Annotated in this window: 14 protein-coding genes; 4 read left to right on the forward strand and 10 right to left on the reverse strand. The window is 28.7% G+C overall.

The features are described 5' to 3' along the window. Positions 1–534: 534 nt before the first annotated feature. Entirely contained in the window at positions 535–1,197 is a 663-nt protein-coding gene (locus BR69_RS0100220) for an MgtC/SapB family protein (protein ID WP_027631366.1), read from the reverse strand. A 509-nt stretch (positions 1,198–1,706) separates the two neighbouring features. Then, positions 1,707–3,431 carry a ferredoxin hydrogenase gene (locus BR69_RS0100225; protein WP_027631367.1) on the reverse strand — a complete coding sequence of 575 codons (1,725 nt, stop codon included), beginning with the start codon at positions 3,429–3,431 and terminating at the stop codon, positions 1,707–1,709. A gap of 800 nt (positions 3,432–4,231) precedes the next feature. On the opposite strand from BR69_RS0100225, the gene BR69_RS0100230 reads away from it, so the two are divergent. Beyond that, positions 4,232–4,570: a winged helix-turn-helix domain-containing protein gene (locus tag BR69_RS0100230; RefSeq protein WP_150112238.1), complete on the forward strand. Its 339-nt coding sequence runs from the start codon at positions 4,232–4,234 to the stop codon at positions 4,568–4,570. 624 nt (positions 4,571–5,194) lie between these two features. Next, a complete protein-coding gene (locus tag BR69_RS0100235; RefSeq protein WP_027631369.1) occupies positions 5,195–5,704 on the forward strand; it encodes a hypothetical protein in 510 nt (169 codons plus the stop codon). Positions 5,705–5,953: 249 nt separating this feature from the next. On the opposite strand, the gene BR69_RS0100240 is transcribed toward BR69_RS0100235, so the two are convergent. Beyond that, positions 5,954–6,412: a phosphoglycerate mutase family protein gene (locus BR69_RS0100240; RefSeq protein ID WP_027631370.1), complete on the reverse strand. Its 459-nt coding sequence runs from the start codon at positions 6,410–6,412 to the stop codon at positions 5,954–5,956. 397 nt (positions 6,413–6,809) lie between these two features. Here BR69_RS0100240 and BR69_RS19575 point away from each other — a divergent pair, with 397 nt between their 5' ends. Continuing rightward, positions 6,810–8,042 carry a gluzincin family metallopeptidase gene (locus tag BR69_RS19575; RefSeq protein ID WP_051623419.1) on the forward strand — a complete coding sequence of 411 codons (1,233 nt, stop codon included), beginning with the start codon at positions 6,810–6,812 and terminating at the stop codon, positions 8,040–8,042. Positions 8,043–8,561: 519 nt separating this feature from the next. Here the strand turns inward: BR69_RS19575 and BR69_RS0100250 are convergent. From BR69_RS0100250 to BR69_RS0100260, 3 genes are all read right to left on the reverse strand, one after another. Further along, entirely contained in the window at positions 8,562–10,754 is a 2,193-nt protein-coding gene (locus tag BR69_RS0100250) for a DNA topoisomerase III (protein WP_027631371.1), read from the reverse strand. Between the two features lie 190 nt (positions 10,755–10,944). Continuing rightward, entirely contained in the window at positions 10,945–11,436 is a 492-nt protein-coding gene (locus BR69_RS0100255) for a metallophosphoesterase family protein (protein WP_034848972.1), read from the reverse strand. A 308-nt stretch (positions 11,437–11,744) separates the two neighbouring features. Next, positions 11,745–12,749, reverse strand: a complete 1,005-nt coding sequence (locus BR69_RS0100260) for a tocopherol cyclase family protein (RefSeq protein ID WP_207640742.1) — start codon at positions 12,747–12,749, stop codon at positions 11,745–11,747. Between the two features lie 359 nt (positions 12,750–13,108). Between BR69_RS0100260 and BR69_RS0100265 the strand changes: the two genes are divergently transcribed. Further along, entirely contained in the window at positions 13,109–14,677 is a 1,569-nt protein-coding gene (locus BR69_RS0100265) for an FAD-dependent oxidoreductase (RefSeq protein WP_027631374.1), read from the forward strand. Positions 14,678–15,234: 557 nt separating this feature from the next. Here BR69_RS0100265 and BR69_RS0100275 read toward each other — a convergent pair. From BR69_RS0100275 to BR69_RS0100290, 4 genes are all read right to left on the reverse strand, one after another. Next, positions 15,235–16,374, reverse strand: a complete 1,140-nt coding sequence (locus BR69_RS0100275; protein WP_027631375.1) for a DEAD/DEAH box helicase — start codon at positions 16,372–16,374, stop codon at positions 15,235–15,237. Between the two features lie 382 nt (positions 16,375–16,756). Continuing rightward, a complete protein-coding gene (locus BR69_RS0100280; RefSeq protein WP_051623420.1) occupies positions 16,757–17,602 on the reverse strand; it encodes a MetQ/NlpA family ABC transporter substrate-binding protein in 846 nt (281 codons plus the stop codon). A 26-nt stretch (positions 17,603–17,628) separates the two neighbouring features. After that, on the reverse strand, positions 17,629–18,309 hold the full coding sequence (locus BR69_RS0100285; RefSeq protein WP_027631377.1) for a methionine ABC transporter permease: 681 nt from the start codon (positions 18,307–18,309) through the stop codon (positions 17,629–17,631). Further along, complete coding sequence (locus BR69_RS0100290; protein WP_027631378.1) at positions 18,278–19,315, reverse strand: methionine ABC transporter ATP-binding protein; 1,038 nt, start codon at positions 19,313–19,315, stop codon at positions 18,278–18,280. Before BR69_RS0100290 ends, BR69_RS0100285 begins: the two co-directional genes overlap by 32 nt. Between the last annotated feature and the right edge of the window lie 37 nt (positions 19,316–19,352).

Genomic DNA, 19,352 nt, shown 5'->3' on the forward strand with positions numbered 1-19,352 from the left:
TAAAAATCCATAAACTCATCTAATTATATGAATTAAATGTTATATCAATTATAATTAATGCTTTTGACCTTTAGGATAGTAGCCCTTGTCCTATAAAGAAAAGTCATTATATTCATATACATTAATTTAATCACCTAGCTAAATTACTTTATTTATCTCTAACCCTTTTACCTAATAAAAATTAAGCACTAAATTTATAAAGCAATTTTCAATCCAAAATTAGTAATTGTCTTTTTATAAATTTATATCTATTCTACTTTTTACTATTGCTCTATTGATTTATCTGTGTTTACTCTCTTTCTTACTCCTTATTTTACTTATTTATTATAATCCTTAATTTAAATTAATAGATTTATTTTTGTAAACTTTTTCTTAACTTTAAAATTCCTTAGATAATTTCCCTATAGGAAAAATATCTACCTCCTATATAATATAATGTAAAAATATCTCCTGATTTTATAAAAATAATTATCATTATTAGAATTTTATTATCATCATGATAAATTTTATTATTTTGATAATTATTGATTCTACTTATATATTCTCCACTTCTACACTAATAACCCCATCTGTATCTTCTATCTTTCTTATAATATCTAAGGCTTTACCTTCTTTTTTTAGCCTAACTTTTAACTCCACAGTATAAGTTTCCTCCCCATTATTACGACTTTTTCTAGACTTATAATAAATTACATTTCCCTTACATTCTTCTATGGATTTAATTATGTCCCCTTTAGATTCTTTTAATATATCTATCACCATATCAACTTGTCCTCTTAAAATAGTCTTTAATGATTTTTGAAGTATCTCAAGTCCTACTAAAACTAATACTGTAGAAAATATACTAATCTCATAAAGCCCTGCCCCTACAGCTATACCGATACCAGATGTAGCCCATATTCCTGCTGCTGTAGTAAGACCTTTAACAGCCTGTTTCTGAAGTATTATTGTTCCTGCTCCAAGAAATCCAACTCCACTTACAATCTGTGCTGCTATTCTACTTGGGTCTAAGCCAATACCATCAAGTCCTAATATATCATAGAACCCATACTTTGAAACAATGGTTATTAAGGCACTACCAATACCTACTAAAAAATGCGTTCTCAGCCCCGCTTCTTTAGATCTAAGTTCTCTTTCAATTCCTATAAGTCCCGCTAGTATTCCTGCAACTAAGAGCCTTAAAAACATATTATACATAAATCTCCCCCATTCTATAATTTATAATCATATATTTCCTTATTTATTTAATATAATTATACTCCTCTCCCATAAGTTTATGTAAAAATACATTTATTTTTCTAAACAGTTTACATAATATTAAAACCTCATGTCCTATAATTAGGTTACTAGATAGACAAGTATTAAAGTTATACTTTAAGCTTTTTTAAGGAATAATGTTAAAATTGATTACTTGTTACAAAATAGATTGTAATAATACTCTAAGTATAAAGCTAATAATAAAACTTACATCCCCCTTAAAAGCAATAGGTAAAAAGGATTGCTAGATTCTCTTTAATAACTTAAGAATTTAGATTAATTTTATAATGAGGTAATTTATGTAAAGGAGAATAGCATATTAAGAGATAATATGTTATTATTTCTAACTTATAATTTATAATAAAAGAAAACCCTCTAACTTTTACTAAAAATCAGCAAAAGTTAGAGGGTTTCTATAAGATTTTAATCCTATTAATTTAAATGGCTCTTTACTTTTTATATTTTAAATGTAAAAGCTTATGAGCTAGTCCTTCTCCAGCCTTACCAAAATAAGTTTCATACATCTTAATTAAAGCTTCATTTTCATGAGATTTTCTTCTCTTAAGATTCTTATCTTGATTATAAAGTACTGATGCTCTCACCGCTCTTATATTTACTTTCTCTCTATCTGCAGCACTTACATGAGGTTGTCCACCGCCATCTACACATCCCCCTGGACATGCCATTACCTCTATAAAGTGATATTGTTTTTCATTGACTTTTCCAGACTTCATAAATTCAAACAGGTTAGAAGATCCATTTATTACTGCTATATTATATTCTTGTCCACCTATTTCAACAGCTGCTTCTTTTATTCCCTTAAGTCCTCTTACTTCTTCATACTCTATGTTTTGTAATTCCTTATTTTCAATAAAATCTTTAGCACTTCTTAAAGCTGCCTCACAAACTCCGCCAGTTGCTCCAAAAATAGCTCCTGCTCCTGTATACTCTCCCATAGCTGGATCTACTACACTATCTTCAAGTTTTGCAAAATCTATTTTTGCATCCTTTATCATTTTTGCAAGCTCTCTAGTGGTTATAACAGCATCTATATTTCTTAAACCATCATTCTCCATCTCTTCTCTATCAGCTTCGTACTTTTTAGCAGTACAAGGCATTATAGTAACAGTATATACACTCTTTGGATCTAATCCTTCTATAGATGGATAATAAGTCTTAGTAGCTGCACCAAATATCTGCTGTGGTGATTTAGCTGTAGATATATTATCTAAAAGTTCAGGATAGTAATTTTCGACCTGTCTAACCCAAGCTGGACAGCATGATGTAAACATTGGGAAAGGTCCATTATTTTTAACTCTTTGAACAAACTCTGTAGCCTCTTCCATTATAGTCATGTCTGCTCCAAAGTTTATATCGAATATCTTGTCAAATCCAAGATTTCTTAATGCTGTATATAATTTTCCTGTTACATCCACCCCATAACCCATCTTAAATAACTCTCCCATAGAGGTTCTTACTGATGGAGCCATAGCTACAATTACATGCTTTTCAGTATCTTCTAATGCAGATTTCACCCTATCCATATGACTCTTTTCTGATAAAGCATCTACTGGACATGCAATTACACATTGTCCACATAATAAACAGCTAGTTTCATCGAAACATTTTAATCCCTCTGTTCCTATTACCTTTTCTCCATCTTTATCTACAAATTTTATAGTAGATGTACCTGTTTTATTAGTACATGCTCCCACACATCTTCCGCACTTTACACACTTAGATCTATCTATAACTAAAGACCTACTTCTGTCATCTATATATTCTGATTTATCTGCAGGTAAAAATGGCTTTGAAGCTCTTGCCTTATGCTTTATAACTAATTTTAAGAACTCACAATTTTCTCTCCTTTTACAAGGACCGCACTTAAATTCATGAGAATCTAGCATATTAGATATTCTTTCTTTTATTCTTTCAGTTACTCTTTCAGAATTAGTGGTTATTACCATACCTTCCTCTACAAAAGTATTACAAGCTGTAACTAATTCATCTTTTCCCTCTACCTCAACTACACAAACTCCACAATTTCCTACATCATTACAATCCTTCAAGAAACATAAAGTAGATATGTCTATCCCATTTTCTTTAGCTGCTTTTAATATGGTTATATTATCTTGAACTTCTAAAGCTACTCCATTAATTATTACACTTTTCATAGTATCCTCCTAAGTTTACCTTAATTATCTTGAATCTTTACCTAAAATAAGGTGAATTTCTTATAATACAGATAAGTATCTCTTTTTAGAAATTTCCTTAACCCATATATCAATATAGAAACCCCCTAGATACTGTAACAAATTATAATAGGTTACATAAATAACCATATTATAATCACCGGAAACCTCACTTATTCAATATAAGCATACCTTATATCAAATAGGTATTTTCCACAAAATCTTTCTCTCTCATATAACATTTTTCTACATCCCAAGTATAAATTTTAACACAATCTTTAAAAAAAATCATTAGTGTTTAACTTCTACTATTATTAAATATTACTATCTAACCCATATATATTAGGGGAATTCTTCTATTTTCTTTGCTTTATTATATTTTAAAAAATATTATTAAATTTTTCCTAAATATTCATTAATTATATATAAGTTTCTCTAATATCCAAATGATTTTATAAGGATTTATTTGTATATTCGTCTTAATATTTAAAAATTAATAATTTGTAAACCTATTACTTAATAATTTTAATTATTAAGTTCTTATTTTCTTTTACTTGTTAAATATTTATACTTTTTTTTATTATCTCTAAAATAATCTTTAACACATTATATAAACTTTCTATAATGCTTTAACTCTTCAATTATTTGGGTTAAAATATATATAAATTAATAGTTACTAAAAACTTTTCTTTTCTATAAGCTTAAGCATTGTTTAACTGTACTTTTCTATAATCAATAATATAGTTTAATATACCTAATGTTATTTTAAGGAGATGTTACTTTTGTTTGATGTAAAATATAAAATATGGCTAGATAAGGATGGTAAAGCTTTTGGACAAGGTCCCTATGTATTACTAAATGGAGTTAAAGAAAAAGGTTCCTTATCTGAAGCTGCTAAAAGTTATGGTATCTCATATAACAAGGCTCATACCCTTATAAAAAGCATTGAAAAAAAATTAGGATTTCCTCTAATAATAAGAAAAACTGGAGGTGCTCACGGGGGTGGTTCTGAGCTTACAAAGGAAGCCGAAGAACTTATGAGTAGATATTCTATGTTTTACTCTAGTTGCGAAAAAGCTATTAATGAAATTTTTGATTCTTATTTTCATGATTATAAATAACTATATCCTAAAACTTACTAGACTTACCTTTAATTTTTATAAAAAAAGTGGTTAGAATAATGATACTTTCATTTATTCTAACCACTTTTTTTAACAATATATTTTGGGGAATATAGTGTTTTTGTTTACAAATTCGTTATACTACTATTAGTATAACGAATGCATTATATTCTGTCAACCCACATAAATAAATTCTAATTTCCCCTTTGTGAATATAACCTACCTAGAGTTATATTCATACCTCTAAATATATATGATTGTTGTGTCATATTAATTTTCCTTATAAAAATTTCCTCATGTTATTCTAGATGAATTTAATTCTTCCTCATCACTAAAAATCCCTAAGATTGTATATAATCTAATAAACATAAAAAAGTGGTTAGAATAATGATACCTCATTTATTCTAACCACTTTTTTAACAATATATTTTGGGGAATATAGTGTTTTTGTTTACAAATTCGTTATACTACTATTAGTATAACGGTTACATCAGGCTATGTCAACCTACATAAATAAATTATTATATATTTTTCATATAGTTGTAATTTATCTCTAAGTATATTCATATATTTAAATGTATATGCCTACTATGGCATTTTAATTTTATATAAAGGAGGGTTTGTATGTCTTTTATAAAAAAGATTTTTAATTCTTCTACCCTATCAAAAAACAACCTAGAATCTGTGGATAATTTAAAAGAAAAGATTAAATCTTTAGAGAAAGAACTGGAGTCTGGCTACACAGAACTCGGAAAATCAATCGCCTATGATCATTTTAACTGTAAGGATAAAGATAATATAGATAGTGAAAATCTACTAAATAACCTTAAAAATATCTATGAAGAAATACAAAACTTAAATAATGAAATTATAGAAGTTGAAAAAAAAGCTGCAAAAGAAAAGATTTTAAAAGAAAAAGCTACCCTTGAAAAAGACTTCTTAAAAGAGAAAGAAAAACTAGATAAAGCTCTTGTATTGGAAGACATAGATAAGGCTGCCTATAACAAAAGAATCCAAGAACTTAGAAAAACCATAGATAACTTTGAGGCAATAAAAAAGATAGAAAAACATCAAGAATTAGGTATCTTAAAGAAGGAAGAGGCTGAAAAAAAGATAGACGAGCTTTTAAGTTAATTAGTCTTTAATTTTTCATGCCAAGTACAATAAAGGGTTTATTTCAAATTTTATTGAAAATTTGAAATAAACCCTTATTATAAGTTATATTATCTTATATAAAAATTTTATTTAAAGAGATAAATTTTAATATACTTAAAATTCTTAATAAGATCTGCAAAATATTCTTGAGAAGAAACTACTATAATTATCTTTATTTTTTATATTATTAGCTTAACATAAACTTAAAAATCAAATTTTTATTTCTATTTAAACATCATATTTTAAATGTATAACATTTGCATGATTGCTTTCAATATCCTCAGAATGATAAAAATTAACTATATAGAAATCATCAAATCCATTAATAACATGATTACTTTCTCCAGTAAATTTCTCTATAATCTTTGGTATTGAATTAGAATGATGAACTATTAGTACTACTTTTCCCTCATAGTTTAATAAAATATCTTCTACAATTTTTTCATACTCATCATTTTTTCTATTTTCAATAGATAGTTTTTCTAGCAAAGGTTCAGCTGTTTGTATTGACCTAATAACAGTACTTGTATAAACTACTACAGGAGCCTTCCCAACAACTTTAGCTAAATTTTCAGCTCGCTTTTCTCCACGTTCATTCAAGATTATGTTTCTATCATCTTTTATTTCTGTTGGAATATCTATATCTGCATGCCTAACAATTAATAAAGTAGTTATATTGTTTTTCATAATTTTCTCTCCTTAGATATATTTATATTTTTATCTGAAAGAATTTACTATACAATCTATAATAAACTTTTCCCACCACCTTAATAACAAACATTATGTATATTGCACTATATATAACTTATTATTCAAATGCACTATAGGTAACATATAGAACTTTATTGAAATATTTTTTATCTGTTATAATTAATAGAAATTAATTGTTTATATATTAAACTTTTAGAAGGAATTTAATGTATTTTAGCTTAAGTCACGACCATAATATTTATTTTAATTTAAAAATCACTAGTATAAAAATAAAGATAACAGAGACTCTATAAGTGACACTATAATCTTTTAGTATGCAGTATTAAATACTACTGTATAAAAACAAAATAATATAGTTGAAAGGAGAATTATAATGTCACAAGAATTAGATACTAAACTATCAGAAACTGGAACTCGATTCCGTGTATATCCTCAAAATAAAAATTTGAAAGGCTTTAATGAACCTGAATTAATATATATTAATTCTAAACCAGGGACTATTAAAGCTGGCCCACAAGATGATAGAATGTATGTCATTGATGCAAAGAATAAAAATCCTTATGATCATCCATATCTTCCCCCTTATAGTGGGCAACATTATCCTAATGTTGAACCCGATTCTGAGGGACACTTTGATTATATAGATCCTAAAGATAGAGCTTTTGGGTCTACATCTATGTATGCTTCAATTAGACGTGTTCTTGATATATGGGAGGATTATTTTGGTAAGGCAATTCCTTGGTTTTTCCGCGCTCATTATTCACGTTTAGAAATAATTCCACGTATAGTTTGGAATAATGCCCATGCAGGATACGGATTCATTGAGTTCGGATTTCCTAGAAAGAATCATTTATCTACTGACTTTGAAAATCCTTATTGCGAAAACTTTGATGTTGTTGCGCATGAACTTGGTCATATAATAAAATATGAAGTTATCGGTTTTCCAGACTCAGAAGAAAGTGAAACATATGAATATGGTGGACATCATGAAGCTTTTGGTGATTTAATAAGCATAGTTTCCTTACTTCATTTTGATAGTGTCTTAAATCATCTATTAGATAACACAAAAGGTAACCTTTTTTCAATAAACGAGCTATCACGTGTAGGGGAATTAAACGAAAGTGAATCTATAAGAAGTGTATTTAATGATATGAAAATGTCAGACATGTTAGATGTAACAGAAGAACATGATTTATCTTTACCATTTTCTGGTGGTGCATTTGATGTATTGGTTGAAATATATGAGCATAATCTTATCGAACAAGGAACAATTCCTGAAAATCTTGCTAAAAGATCTTATCATGCTGATGAAGTTGAACTACCAGGCATTGAAGAGGAGTTTAAACAGCACTTTAAAGATAAAAAGGAAGAATTTAAAACTGCATTATTAGATGCAAGAGATTACTTTGGAAAACTAATGGCGCTAACATGGGATAAAACATCTCCTAATAACCTTTATTACTCTAAAGTCGTAACAAATATGATTGATGCTGATATGGAATTAAGTAATGGTAAGTACAGCAAAATTATACGTGACTGCTTTGAATGGAGAGAAATAATAAAAAGTATAGATAATAATCTTTTAAGAACATGGAGAGTAAATTAAATAGTTATAGCTTAATTTTAAAAAATGTATTCTATTTTATGAAATAATAAGCACTGCTATTTATTTAACTTTAATTTAAGATGAAGTCTAAGCATGAATATCATCAACTCTTTATCTTTATTTCTATCTGTTTTAAAATAATAAGTTTATTTTTAAATTTATGTACATAAGTATAAATATACTAAAACAAAGAATTAATATGTAAGATATTTGCCTTGGTTATTAGTTTTTTAATATTATAATTTAAGAGTTTTATGATATCAATTTACATATTACCCCATATACGTAATCTTCTAGTTTTATATAATTTTCATATCATATGTTATTGTTTACTCTATATTATAATCATTGCAAAATTTCCTCGTTAAGTAGAAAATAAACTAACTTTTAGCTATGTCTACTTAATGAGCTTTCTTTTAGTTCTTGTTTCATATCATCTTTAGATACAACTGAATTCTAAAAACTCATTATTTAAGATATACTTTATCTTAAATAATGAGTTTCATTACTTCCCTTTACTTATTTATCCTTATTAAACATATTCATTAAATCTCCAAAAGGATTATTTAATGGTTCCTCTGCTTCCTTTTTCATCTTTTTCATTATATTATTTACTTCTCTCTTATTTACCTTATCATTTTTATCAAATCTCTTGCTAAATACAGATGCTTTTTCTCTAAAGTTACAGTTAGAATTAGGACAAACATAGATTTGGCCATCACCCTTCCCTCTAAGCTCTAATCTTTTTTTACATTCTGGGCACCTTGCATTAGTAAACTTACTTACATTTTCTCTATGTCCGCAAGCTCTATCTTGGCATACATTCATTACCCCATGTTTTCCTTTTACTTCTAGCATATATTTACCACACTCTGGACACTTTTTACCAGTAATGTTATCATGCTTAAACTTTTCACTACTTCCCTTAACATCCTTTACTAGCTCACATGCATATTCTCTCATTTCATCAGTGAAAGCCTTTGGGTCTTTTTTACCCTTACTTATAAGTTCTAATGCTAATTCCCACTTAGCTGTCATTAAAGGTGATTTTAGTTCTTCTGGTACAAGTTCTATAAGTTGCTTTCCTTTTCCTGTTGGAATTATTTCTTTTCCATTTTTCTCTATATAGAACATATTAAATAACTTTTCTATAATATCAGCCCTTGTAGCAACTGTTCCTATACCTCCAGTTTCCCCTAAGGTTTTAGCAGAAACTTTATCTACTGCTACATACTTTTGAGGTTTTTCCATAGCTGAAAGAAGTGTTCCCTCGTTAAATCTTGATGGTGGCTTTGTTTGTTGCTTTTTACTTTCAACTGAAAGTATATTTAATGTATCCCCTTTTTTAATTACAGGTAATACTTGACTATCTTTATCCTCTTCATCTTCAGCTAATTCATCTATTCTATCATATACCTTTTTCCAACCTTTTGACTTTATAACATTTCCTTTTGCTACAAAGGTTTCCCCATTAATTTCTGTAGTTATTGTAGTTTGTAAATATTCATAAGGTGGTAGCATTACTGATAAAAATCTTTTAACTACTAAATCATAAATGTGTCTTTCTTCACTACTTAAAAGCCCTATATTTCCTCTCTCCTCTGTTGGGATTATGGCATGGTGATCACTAACCTTACTATTATCTACAAATCCTTTATGAGGATTTATCTTTCCATTTAAAATTTCTGTAGCTAAAGCTCTATAGCTTCCCACTGAAATTGCTTTTAAACGATCTGGCAGAGTTTCAACTATATCAGTAGAAATATATCTTGAATCTGTTCTAGGATAGGTTAATACTTTATAGTTTTCATATAGCCTTTGCATTATGGATAAGGTCTGTTTTGCTGAATATCCAAATATCCTATTAGCATCTCTTTGTAGTTCTGTTAAATCATAAAGAGCTGGAGCAAATTGCTTTTTATAGCTTTCAGTCACATTAGCTACAATTCCTTCTCTCCCCTTAGTAGAAGATAGAATCTTATTTACCTTATCCTCTTCAAAAATATTACTATTATTATTTTTATCTCTCCATTGAAGAGTAAAACCTTTTGCCTTAGCATTTATTACGTAGTAATTCTTTGGCTTAAAGGTTCTTATCTCTTCTTCACGATTTACTATCATTGCTAAGGTTGCAGATTGCACACGTCCAGCAGTTAATTGAGCATTATGTTTGCAGGTAAGAGCTCTAGTTATATTTAATCCTACAACCCAGTCTGCTTCTGACCTACATTTTGCTGCCTTGTATAGATTATCATATTGAGAAGAAGGTTTTAAATTTCTAAATCCATCTTTTATTGCCTTATCTGTTTGGGAGGATATCCAAAGTCTTTTTATAGGTTTCTTAACCCCGGCTTTTTCAAGTATCCATCTTGCTACTAGTTCGCCCTCTCGACCAGCATCAGTAGCAATTACTATTTCCTCTACATCTTTTCTATTAAGCTGTGCTTTAACCACACTAAACTGCTTTCCACTTTGCTTAATAACCACAAGCTTTAAATATTTCGGTAACATTGGTAAATCTTCTAACTTCCAAGTCTTATACTTTTCATCATAAACCTCTGGATCTGCTAAGGTTACTAAATGACCTAATGCCCATGTTACAATATATTTATCTCCTTCTATAAAACCATTACCTTTTTTATTACATTTTAATACTCTAGCAATTTCTCTACCTACAGAAGGTTTTTCTGCTAAAACTAATATTTTTCCCATGTTAAAATTCCTTTCTTATACAGGTTACATTAATATCTATAATTAATCTAATTTTAATTAATTTATATAATACTAGTTATTATACCATATATATGTGGGTTCTTTCCTTTATAATTTTTCATATACTCCTATGTTCTTAAGTATAGAATCCTCAATCATATATCCTACACTCTATATAAAATAACTATAATTATGAGAAAAACTTAATAGTAGCTTCTATATTTTCTTTATTTATATTTAAAACTGCAAAAGAATAAAGCCTTTCCCTTCTTTTATGAGTTGGGGATCCTGGGTTTATCATAAGTACTCCTTTATGGGTTTTAATAAGTGGACTATGGGAATGTCCAAACAATATAATATCCATATCTTCTCCTAAAAAAGCATCATAGGATCTTTCCATTGTAGTTTTCTCTTTACCACTTCCATGAAAAACTCCAATTTTATAATTCTCTATATTTAATATCTCTTTTTCTGAAATCCGTTTTCTTATGGGGTCTTTATCATTATTTCCATATACAGCTACTGTATTATTAAAACTCTCTATTAAGTCTAAAGCTTCTTCTGATAAAATATCCCCTACATGTATTATAAGATCAAATCCCTGTATATTTTCCTCTAAAAATCTTCTTAGTCTATCTAATCTATTTTTAACATGGGTATCTCCAATAATAGCTATATTCATATTTCCTCCTTATACCTTTAATGCACACCTCTACGTTTAATACATAAATCTACACTATTGAAATATATTTCTATACTTTAAACATAGATATATCTATAAATCTAAAATTCCTTTCTACCACTTTACTATAATATACTCTCATATTTCCAGCATACTTTTATATTTAAAACATACTTCTGTATCTACTACATACTTCTATATCTACAACATACTTTTATATCTACAACATAGTAAATAATAAATCCTCTTTAGACTCCCTACAAACTATAATATATTCTATAACTACTAATTACTTTATATGTTAAGCTCTACAACTTATAATTATCCATAAACTCTCCCCCATATTCTATTCCTGCAGCCTTTCCTTCTCCTTTGTATATAATTTCATTAGTTTTTATATTCTTAAGCTCCATTACTACCCTTCCTTTAAGAGTCTCATAAACAAGGGGAATCATAGACTTTCCCTTAGGTCCCATACATAACATAAATTCTTTATTATCACTAAAGGTTTCTATAGTAAGTAAAAGATTTCCTCTTAGGAAAGTTATAATTACATCCCTCCCCCTTATTTTAAAGTCCATTCTACTCTTATTTATTGAAGTAAAACTATAAAATCTATTTTCTAAAGTTATCCCAACTAAAAATCCACTAAAGCTTCCAAATATAAAAGGTACCCTTCCTATAGAACATGTGATAGATACATTTTTTTCTTTAAAAGAATTACTTTGAATCCATATCCACGAATTTGGAAATTCCCTGCCCCAATTTTTTTCTATATAAACTTTTCCTAAATTAAAATCTATTTCTTCTCCATTCACCTCTAAATATCCTTGAACCTCTCCATTTAAAGCACATACCTGGCTATAACACTCCATAAAAGTAAAGTAATTATAGAACCCCATACTTCCTGGATTTATAAATGTATCTGGCCACTTTTTTATATTCTTAAATCTAAGAACACCCTTAACATATAAATCTTTAAATTGTAAATCTATATTTATAGAATTTAGGCTAAATAAATTCTTTCTAATAGCTATGTTAAACTTATTTTTAGAATATATAAAATCCTCTTCCTTATATTTTATGTAATTATAACTACATTTGTTTCCTTGAAGCACTTGTATAAAACTATGAGACTTCCCTTTATCTTCTCCCTTATAAATTCCTGGTATAAATGCAAGGCTTTCCTTCCCCCATCTATCCACTAACTTAAAATACCATCCTTCAAAAAAGTTCTTTTTTCTTCTATTTCCATGATAGATATCTGGATTATGTATTCTTTTTAACATATTAATTTTGATTTCTAAAACCATAAAAAATTTTCCCCTAATTAGAAATCAAAACCCTCACCTACCTTTCCTCTTATATCTTCACTTAAATTTACTTATATTAATAATTTTTTCCCATTGCTTAGTATTTTAAATACTTGTCTTCTAAATTTTAAATATAGTATTAAAAATATCTAAATTATTTTATATACACTTATCCTTCTATAAAAACTTTATCTAAATTAAGTTTTTATTATTTCTTTTGCTTATATATTTTTATTCTAAATTAGTAGATTCATAAAGACTTTCATATAAATATATACTTCTCCTTAAGATATTCCTATATGTGCATAGGTTTATTAATTTAGGAAAAAATATGATAAATACCTATAAGGAGGATTAAAATGATAAAAACTTATGACTTAAGTGGATTTAAAAGCACCCTTAATTCCTATTGGATAGACTCAACTACTACTTCTCAATATCCTAAACTAGAAGATAATATAGAAATAGATATAGCCATTGTAGGAGGTGGGATAACAGGTGTAACCTGCGGAATGTTACTAAAGACAGCTGGATTTAATGTAGGGATTTTTGAAAAAAACACCTTAGCTTCCCTTGCTACTGGTAATACTACAGCTAAAATCACCTCTCAACACCATTTAATCTATGATAAACTTATATCTTCCTTTGGATTCGATGCTGCTGCTAAATATGGAATGGCTAATGAAGAGTCTATAAATTTTATAGAGGATACTATAAAGAAATATAATATAGATTGTGATTTCAAAAGACTTCCTTCCTATATGTATACCCTAGAGGATAGCTATTTGGAAACCTTAGAGAAAGAACATAAAGCTGCTCTTAGCATAGGATTAAAATCTAAATTAGTAGATAGTATTCCTTTGCCTCTTTCTGTAAAAGCTGCTGTTTCTTTTGAAAATCAAGGAGAATTTCATCCGAGAAAATATATTCTATCCTTAGCTAAAAATCTTCATAGCCACGGAAGTTATATTTTCGAAAACACCCATATAATGGACTTAAATCAAGAAGAGGGAAAGAAAATAACCCTAACCACTGATGATGGAAAAAATATCATAGCTTCAAAGGTTATAATAGCTTCTCAATTTCCTTTTTATGATGGCTTTGGATTATATTTCACTAAATTAGTTGCAAAACGCTCTTATGTTATAGCCTGTAATATAAAAGAAGAGTTTCCAAATGCTATGTTTATAAATGCAGAGGACCCTGGCCGTTCTTTAAGAAGTATAAACACTGAAGAAAAACCACTTATTCTAATAGGAGGAGAAGGACACAAAACTGCTCATGGAGGAAGTACATTAGGTCGTTATAATAACTTAGTAGATTTTGCTACTAACACCTTTACAGTGGAATCTATTCCTTATCATTGGTCCACTCAAGATTATAAGTCCTTAGACTCAGTCCCTTATATTGGTCACTTAACCTCCTCTTCAAAGGATATATATGTAGCCACTGGTTTTAATGAATGGGGTATGTCTACTGGAACCCTAGCAGCACAAATTATAAAAGATCTTATAGTTGATGGTAAGAACATCTACGAAGATATATTTAGCCCTAGCCGTAGTTTCTCCTTAGAATCCACTAAAAACTTTATTTCATTAGGAGGGCATGTGGCTAAAGACTTATTGAAAGGAAAAATAAATGAGGGAGACCATGATATTTTCTTAGAAGAAGATGAAGGGAAGGTAGTTAGCATTGAAGGTGAGCGATATGGTGCTTATAAGGATGCAGATGGAGTTATGCACATGGTTGATATAACTTGTACTCATCTTGGATGTGAGCTTAAGTGGAATGATGGAGAAAAATCTTGGGATTGCCCTTGTCACGCCTCTAGATTCACTTATAAAGGAGAGATAATAAATGGCCCTGCTTTAAGACCTCTTCATTATTATGGTGAATCTAAAAATAATATAGATCCTAATATACTATAGTACACAGCATATGATTTATACTATATATTATATGCTTTATAACTTATTGTAATAAATGCACCAGTTCTCACTATTAATATAATACATCCTTAATTTTATATAAAACATAGCCTAGATTTAATATATAAAAAATAAAACCACCTTGGATAATATTTAATCCTTAGTGGTTTTATTCCTTTACTTAACCTCTTAATATTCTTAAATATTAAGATTTTATTTTTTCTTTTCCTTCTTCTTTTCTTTTCCTTTAGAATCTTTTTTTCCACTGTTTTTACTTGACCCGCTCTTACTCTTTCCTTTATCAGGCATACCCATCCCTCCATAATAAATTTATCTTCTTAATTTTTATCTAAATAATTCATTATTATAATATGAATTAACTAGACACTACTTCATAAGGTTTATAAATTTAATATAAAAGTCCTATAAATCTTACTATTAAAAGATTTACTTTATCTAATATTATGAAAGCACCCCTATATTTATGACTAAATTAAATTTTTTCATTAATAATATACTAAAGGGACTTATTGATATGTTTCAATAAGTCCCTTTTATTAACCTTCTATTACATTCCCTTTATATAAGTCTAACTTTTCTATTTCTATGCCTAAATCTCTTTCAAACCTTTTTATAACTTTTTCTTCCTTAGGATCTACTAAGGAATATGATATCCCCTTTTCTCCTGCTCTACCAACTCTTCCTGCTCTATGTATATAGTCTTTTGAATCCTCTGGTAAATCTAAGTTTATAACATGAGTTATTCCCTTTATATCTAGTCCTCTTGCTGCTATATCTGTAGCAATTAGAAGGGTTGCTTTTCCCTTTCTAAAATTATCTAGTGCTCTTTTTCTATCTTCTTTTCCATTAGTTCCGTGTAACGCCTCTGCCTTAAGTTTATGGAATTTAAGCTTATCTAAAGCTATATCTACATTATAACCACTATTAATAAATACTAATGCCTTGCTTATTTTATCTGCATGAACTATCTTTCTAAGAACGTCAATTTTATTTCTACGCTCTGAAATAAAATATCCATGGTCTATATCTTCATTAACAGTATTTTCTTCCTTAACTCTAATTACCTCAGCATCCTCCATTATAGTTTGAGCTCCTGTAATAGATGCCTCTGTTAAGGTTGCTGAGAACATCATAATTTGAATATCTTCATTTAGAGAATTTCTAAGTTCCTTTGTGCCAGCTTTATTATTCTTATCAAAAAGCTTATCACTTTCATCTAAAACTAAAGTTTTTATTGTATTACCTGTAATCTTTTTCTTTTTAATAAGATCTAATACACGTCCACCTGAGCCTATTAATATATGTGGCTTTTTCTTTAATTTTTCCATTTGTCTAGTTATATTAGCACTTCCTATTAAAGGAGTAGCTGTTACCTTAAGATCACAAACACTTATAAGTTCTGATATGGTACTATTTATTTGAGATGCTAGCTCATGGGTTGGAGCTAGTATAATACATTGCATTTCCTTTTTTGAAGTATCTATCCTTTCCATTATAGGCAATAGATAAGCCAATGTTTTACCTGTACCTGTCTCTGATTGAGCTACCACATTATCTCCCTTTAACAAAGCAGGAATCGCTTTTTCTTGAATCTCTGTAGGTTCTTTAATTCCTAATTTATCTAATCCTTCTGTAATATTCTTACTTAATCCTAGTTTTTCAAAATTCATATCCATAGTATCTACCTCTTTTTTCTAAATTCAGTAACTATTAATTTTATCAATAGTTTCCCCTATTGTCAAAGTCTTAATTCTATCTTACTGGTTTATCTTGAAGAAAAACAATGTTCCTACATTACTAATATGAAAAATAGAAAACTTTTTTATATGTAACTATCTTGCTCACTATGTATAAAAAAGTATACATTATATTAAAAAAATTTTAAAATAGTATTATTAAAGAATCAAAAGGATGCATAAGGAAAAACCCACCTTCCTTATATGCATCCTTTTTCTCTATGGTAACTTATAAATATTCCTTTTTAAACAACCAATTTTATATAGTAGAAATATAACATTTTAAGATTAATATTTATTACTTATTACTTATTATTTGATTTTACCAAGCTGGTACCACTCCACCCTTGTGGTATTCTTGAGTTAACTTCTTTACTTCATCTGTATTATAAGCCTTAACAATTTTCTTATAAGTTTCGTTATCCTTGTCCTTTCCTCTTGCAACTATAACGTTTATATAAGGTTTTGCTTTTTCAGACTTTACATCTTCTAAAAATATTGGAGATTTTTGTGGATCAAGCCCTGCAAGAGATGCAACTCCACTGTTTATAACTGCTAAATCCGCATCATCTAAGGATCTTGGTATTTGAGTTGCTGCTACCTCTATAAATTTTAAGTTTTTCTTATTCTCTACAATATCCTTAAGAGTTGGATAATAACCTATATTTTCTTTAAGTTTTATAAGACCCGTTTCCTCAAGGATAAGAAGTGCTCTTCCTTCATTGGATTTATCATTTGGTACTATTACTTTACCTCCATCCTTAATTTCCTTTGGATCTTTTAATGTTTTTGAGTGTATTCCCATAGGTGCTAAATTAGTATTTCCTATTGGTACAAGGTCTAAATTATGATCCTTTTTAAAGGTCTCTAAGAAAGCAACGTGTTGGAAAGAATTTAAATCTATTTCTCCCTCTGCAAGTGCTAAGTTAGGTCTATTATAATCACCAAAAGCAACAAATTCTATTTTTATATTTTCCTTTTCAAGTTGTTTTTGAACATAGGCCCAAGGAGATTTTGGTTCCACAGTTCCATCTCCTGTAACTCCTATTTTAACAACCTTTTCTTCATTACTTTTTCCTTCTTCCTTTTTACCAGAGCATCCAACAAATACTGATACTCCTATTACTGACACTAACGCTAATCCTAATAATCTTTTTATTTTAATCATGTAAATCACCTCTTAAATTATAAATTTTAATGAATAAACCTTTTTCTTAAAACCTCTCCTGAGAATTGTACTAAATTTACTAAAACTATCATTATTATAATGGTAGCCACCATTATATCTGTTTTAAAGTATTGGTATCCATATCTCACTGCAAAGTCTCCAATACCTCCTCCTCCAACAGTTCCTGCCATAGCTGAGAAACCAATTAAACTAACAGTTGTTATGGTAAGAGCATAAATAATAGATGGTAGACCTTCTCTTAATAAAACCCTATATATAATTTCTAAGTTACTAGATCCCATAGCTTTAGCCGCTTCTATAACTCCTTCATCTATATCTAAAAGACTTGCTTCTATTTGTCTTACTATAGATGGTATAGCTCCTATAACTAAAGGAACTAGCGCTCCTTTTATTCCTATGGTTGTCCCTGCTACAAATCTTGTAAAAGGTATTATTGCAGTTAAAAGTATTATAAATGGTATTGATCTTAATATATTTATTATTCTACTTAGAATTTTAAAGATAACCTTATTTTCTAATATATGCTTTGGTCTTGTAACTACTAATATTATTCCAAGGGGTATCCCTATTGCCGTTGAAATTATACCAGATATTAAAACTATTATTAAGGTTTCTTTTAATGCTAAAATCATATTTGGAAATAGCTCCACCACATTAGGCGCTATAGAGTTTGCTATATCTATCATCCTTAATCACCTCTACTTTTATTCCTTCTTTTCTTATAAATTCTAATGCTTTTAAAGTATTACTACTTTCTCCTTCTACCTTAACTAATAAATTTCCAAGGATAGTATCTTGTATTTTTTCAATATTCCCATAAAGGATGCTAATATCCACCTGAAAATCTCTTGAAACCTTAGATATTATAGCTTCCCTTGTTTTTCCTCCTACATAGGATAACTTATATACATTTTCAAAGTCTTCTTCCCTTGCTATTTCTGCTTCCTTTTCCTCATTTAACACTGTGGCTATAAAATCCTTAGTTATATTTTCCTTAGGATTTGAGAATATATTAGTAATCTCTCCTTTTTCCACAACATATCCATTATCCATAACAGCTACCCTGTTACATATTTCTTTAATAACCTGCATCTCATGGGTTATTAGTACTATAGTTAAATTTAGCATTTTATTAATCTTTTTTAATAATCCAAGTATTGATTTAGTAGTCTTAGGATCTAAAGCTGAAGTTGCTTCATCACATAATAACACCTCTGGATTATTTGCTAGTGCCCTTGCAATAGCTACTCTTTGCTTTTGTCCACCACTAAGCTGAGATGGGTATGAATTTTTTTTATCTTTTAAATCCACAAGGCTTAAAAGTTCCTCAACCCTAGTATCTATATCCTTTTTATTTAAACCCTTACCTTTTAGTGGATAAGCTATATTTTCTGCCACAGTTCTTGATTTCATTAAATTAAAATGCTGGAATATCATACCTATCTTTTCTCTAGATTTTCTAAGTTCTTTCTCCCTTAAAGATGTTAATTTAACATCTTTTATAATAACTTCTCCCCCATCAGGGATTTCAAGTAGATTTATACATCTTATCAAAGTACTTTTACCAGCTCCACTATATCCGATAATCCCATATATATCGCCTTTATTTATATTTAAACTTGTCTCTTTTAAAGCCTCTACTTTTCCACTTGGAGTTTCATAGGTCTTTTTAATATTTTTTATTTCTATCATACTTACCTCCCCTTTCTTCTTAAAATTAAGTTAATCT

The sequence above is a fragment of the Clostridium hydrogeniformans DSM 21757 genome, from assembly GCF_000686705.1.
GTDB classification, from domain to species: domain Bacteria; phylum Bacillota; class Clostridia; order Clostridiales; family Clostridiaceae; genus Clostridium_Z; species Clostridium_Z hydrogeniformans.

Coding starts and splice junctions, on each gene's coding strand:
- BR69_RS0100250 (WP_027631371.1), bottom strand. CDS start 10,754: ATGGGAAAAATATTAGTTTTAGCAGAAAAACCTTCTGTAGGTAGAGAA.
- BR69_RS0100265 (WP_027631374.1), top strand. CDS start 13,109: ATGATAAAAACTTATGACTTAAGTGGATTTAAAAGCACCCTTAATTCC.
- BR69_RS19575 (WP_051623419.1), top strand. CDS start 6,810: ATGTCACAAGAATTAGATACTAAACTATCAGAAACTGGAACTCGATTC.
- BR69_RS0100255 (WP_034848972.1), bottom strand. CDS start 11,436: ATGAATATAGCTATTATTGGAGATACCCATGTTAAAAATAGATTAGAT.
- BR69_RS0100260 (WP_207640742.1), bottom strand. CDS start 12,749: ATGGTTTTAGAAATCAAAATTAATATGTTAAAAAGAATACATAATCCA.
- BR69_RS0100285 (WP_027631377.1), bottom strand. CDS start 18,309: ATGATAGATATAGCAAACTCTATAGCGCCTAATGTGGTGGAGCTATTT.
- BR69_RS0100225 (WP_027631367.1), bottom strand. CDS start 3,431: ATGAAAAGTGTAATAATTAATGGAGTAGCTTTAGAAGTTCAAGATAAT.
- BR69_RS0100220 (WP_027631366.1), bottom strand. CDS start 1,197: ATGTATAATATGTTTTTAAGGCTCTTAGTTGCAGGAATACTAGCGGGA.
- BR69_RS0100240 (WP_027631370.1), bottom strand. CDS start 6,412: ATGAAAAACAATATAACTACTTTATTAATTGTTAGGCATGCAGATATA.
- BR69_RS0100290 (WP_027631378.1), bottom strand. CDS start 19,315: ATGATAGAAATAAAAAATATTAAAAAGACCTATGAAACTCCAAGTGGA.
- BR69_RS0100235 (WP_027631369.1), top strand. CDS start 5,195: ATGTCTTTTATAAAAAAGATTTTTAATTCTTCTACCCTATCAAAAAAC.
- BR69_RS0100275 (WP_027631375.1), bottom strand. CDS start 16,374: ATGGATATGAATTTTGAAAAACTAGGATTAAGTAAGAATATTACAGAA.
- BR69_RS0100280 (WP_051623420.1), bottom strand. CDS start 17,602: ATGATTAAAATAAAAAGATTATTAGGATTAGCGTTAGTGTCAGTAATA.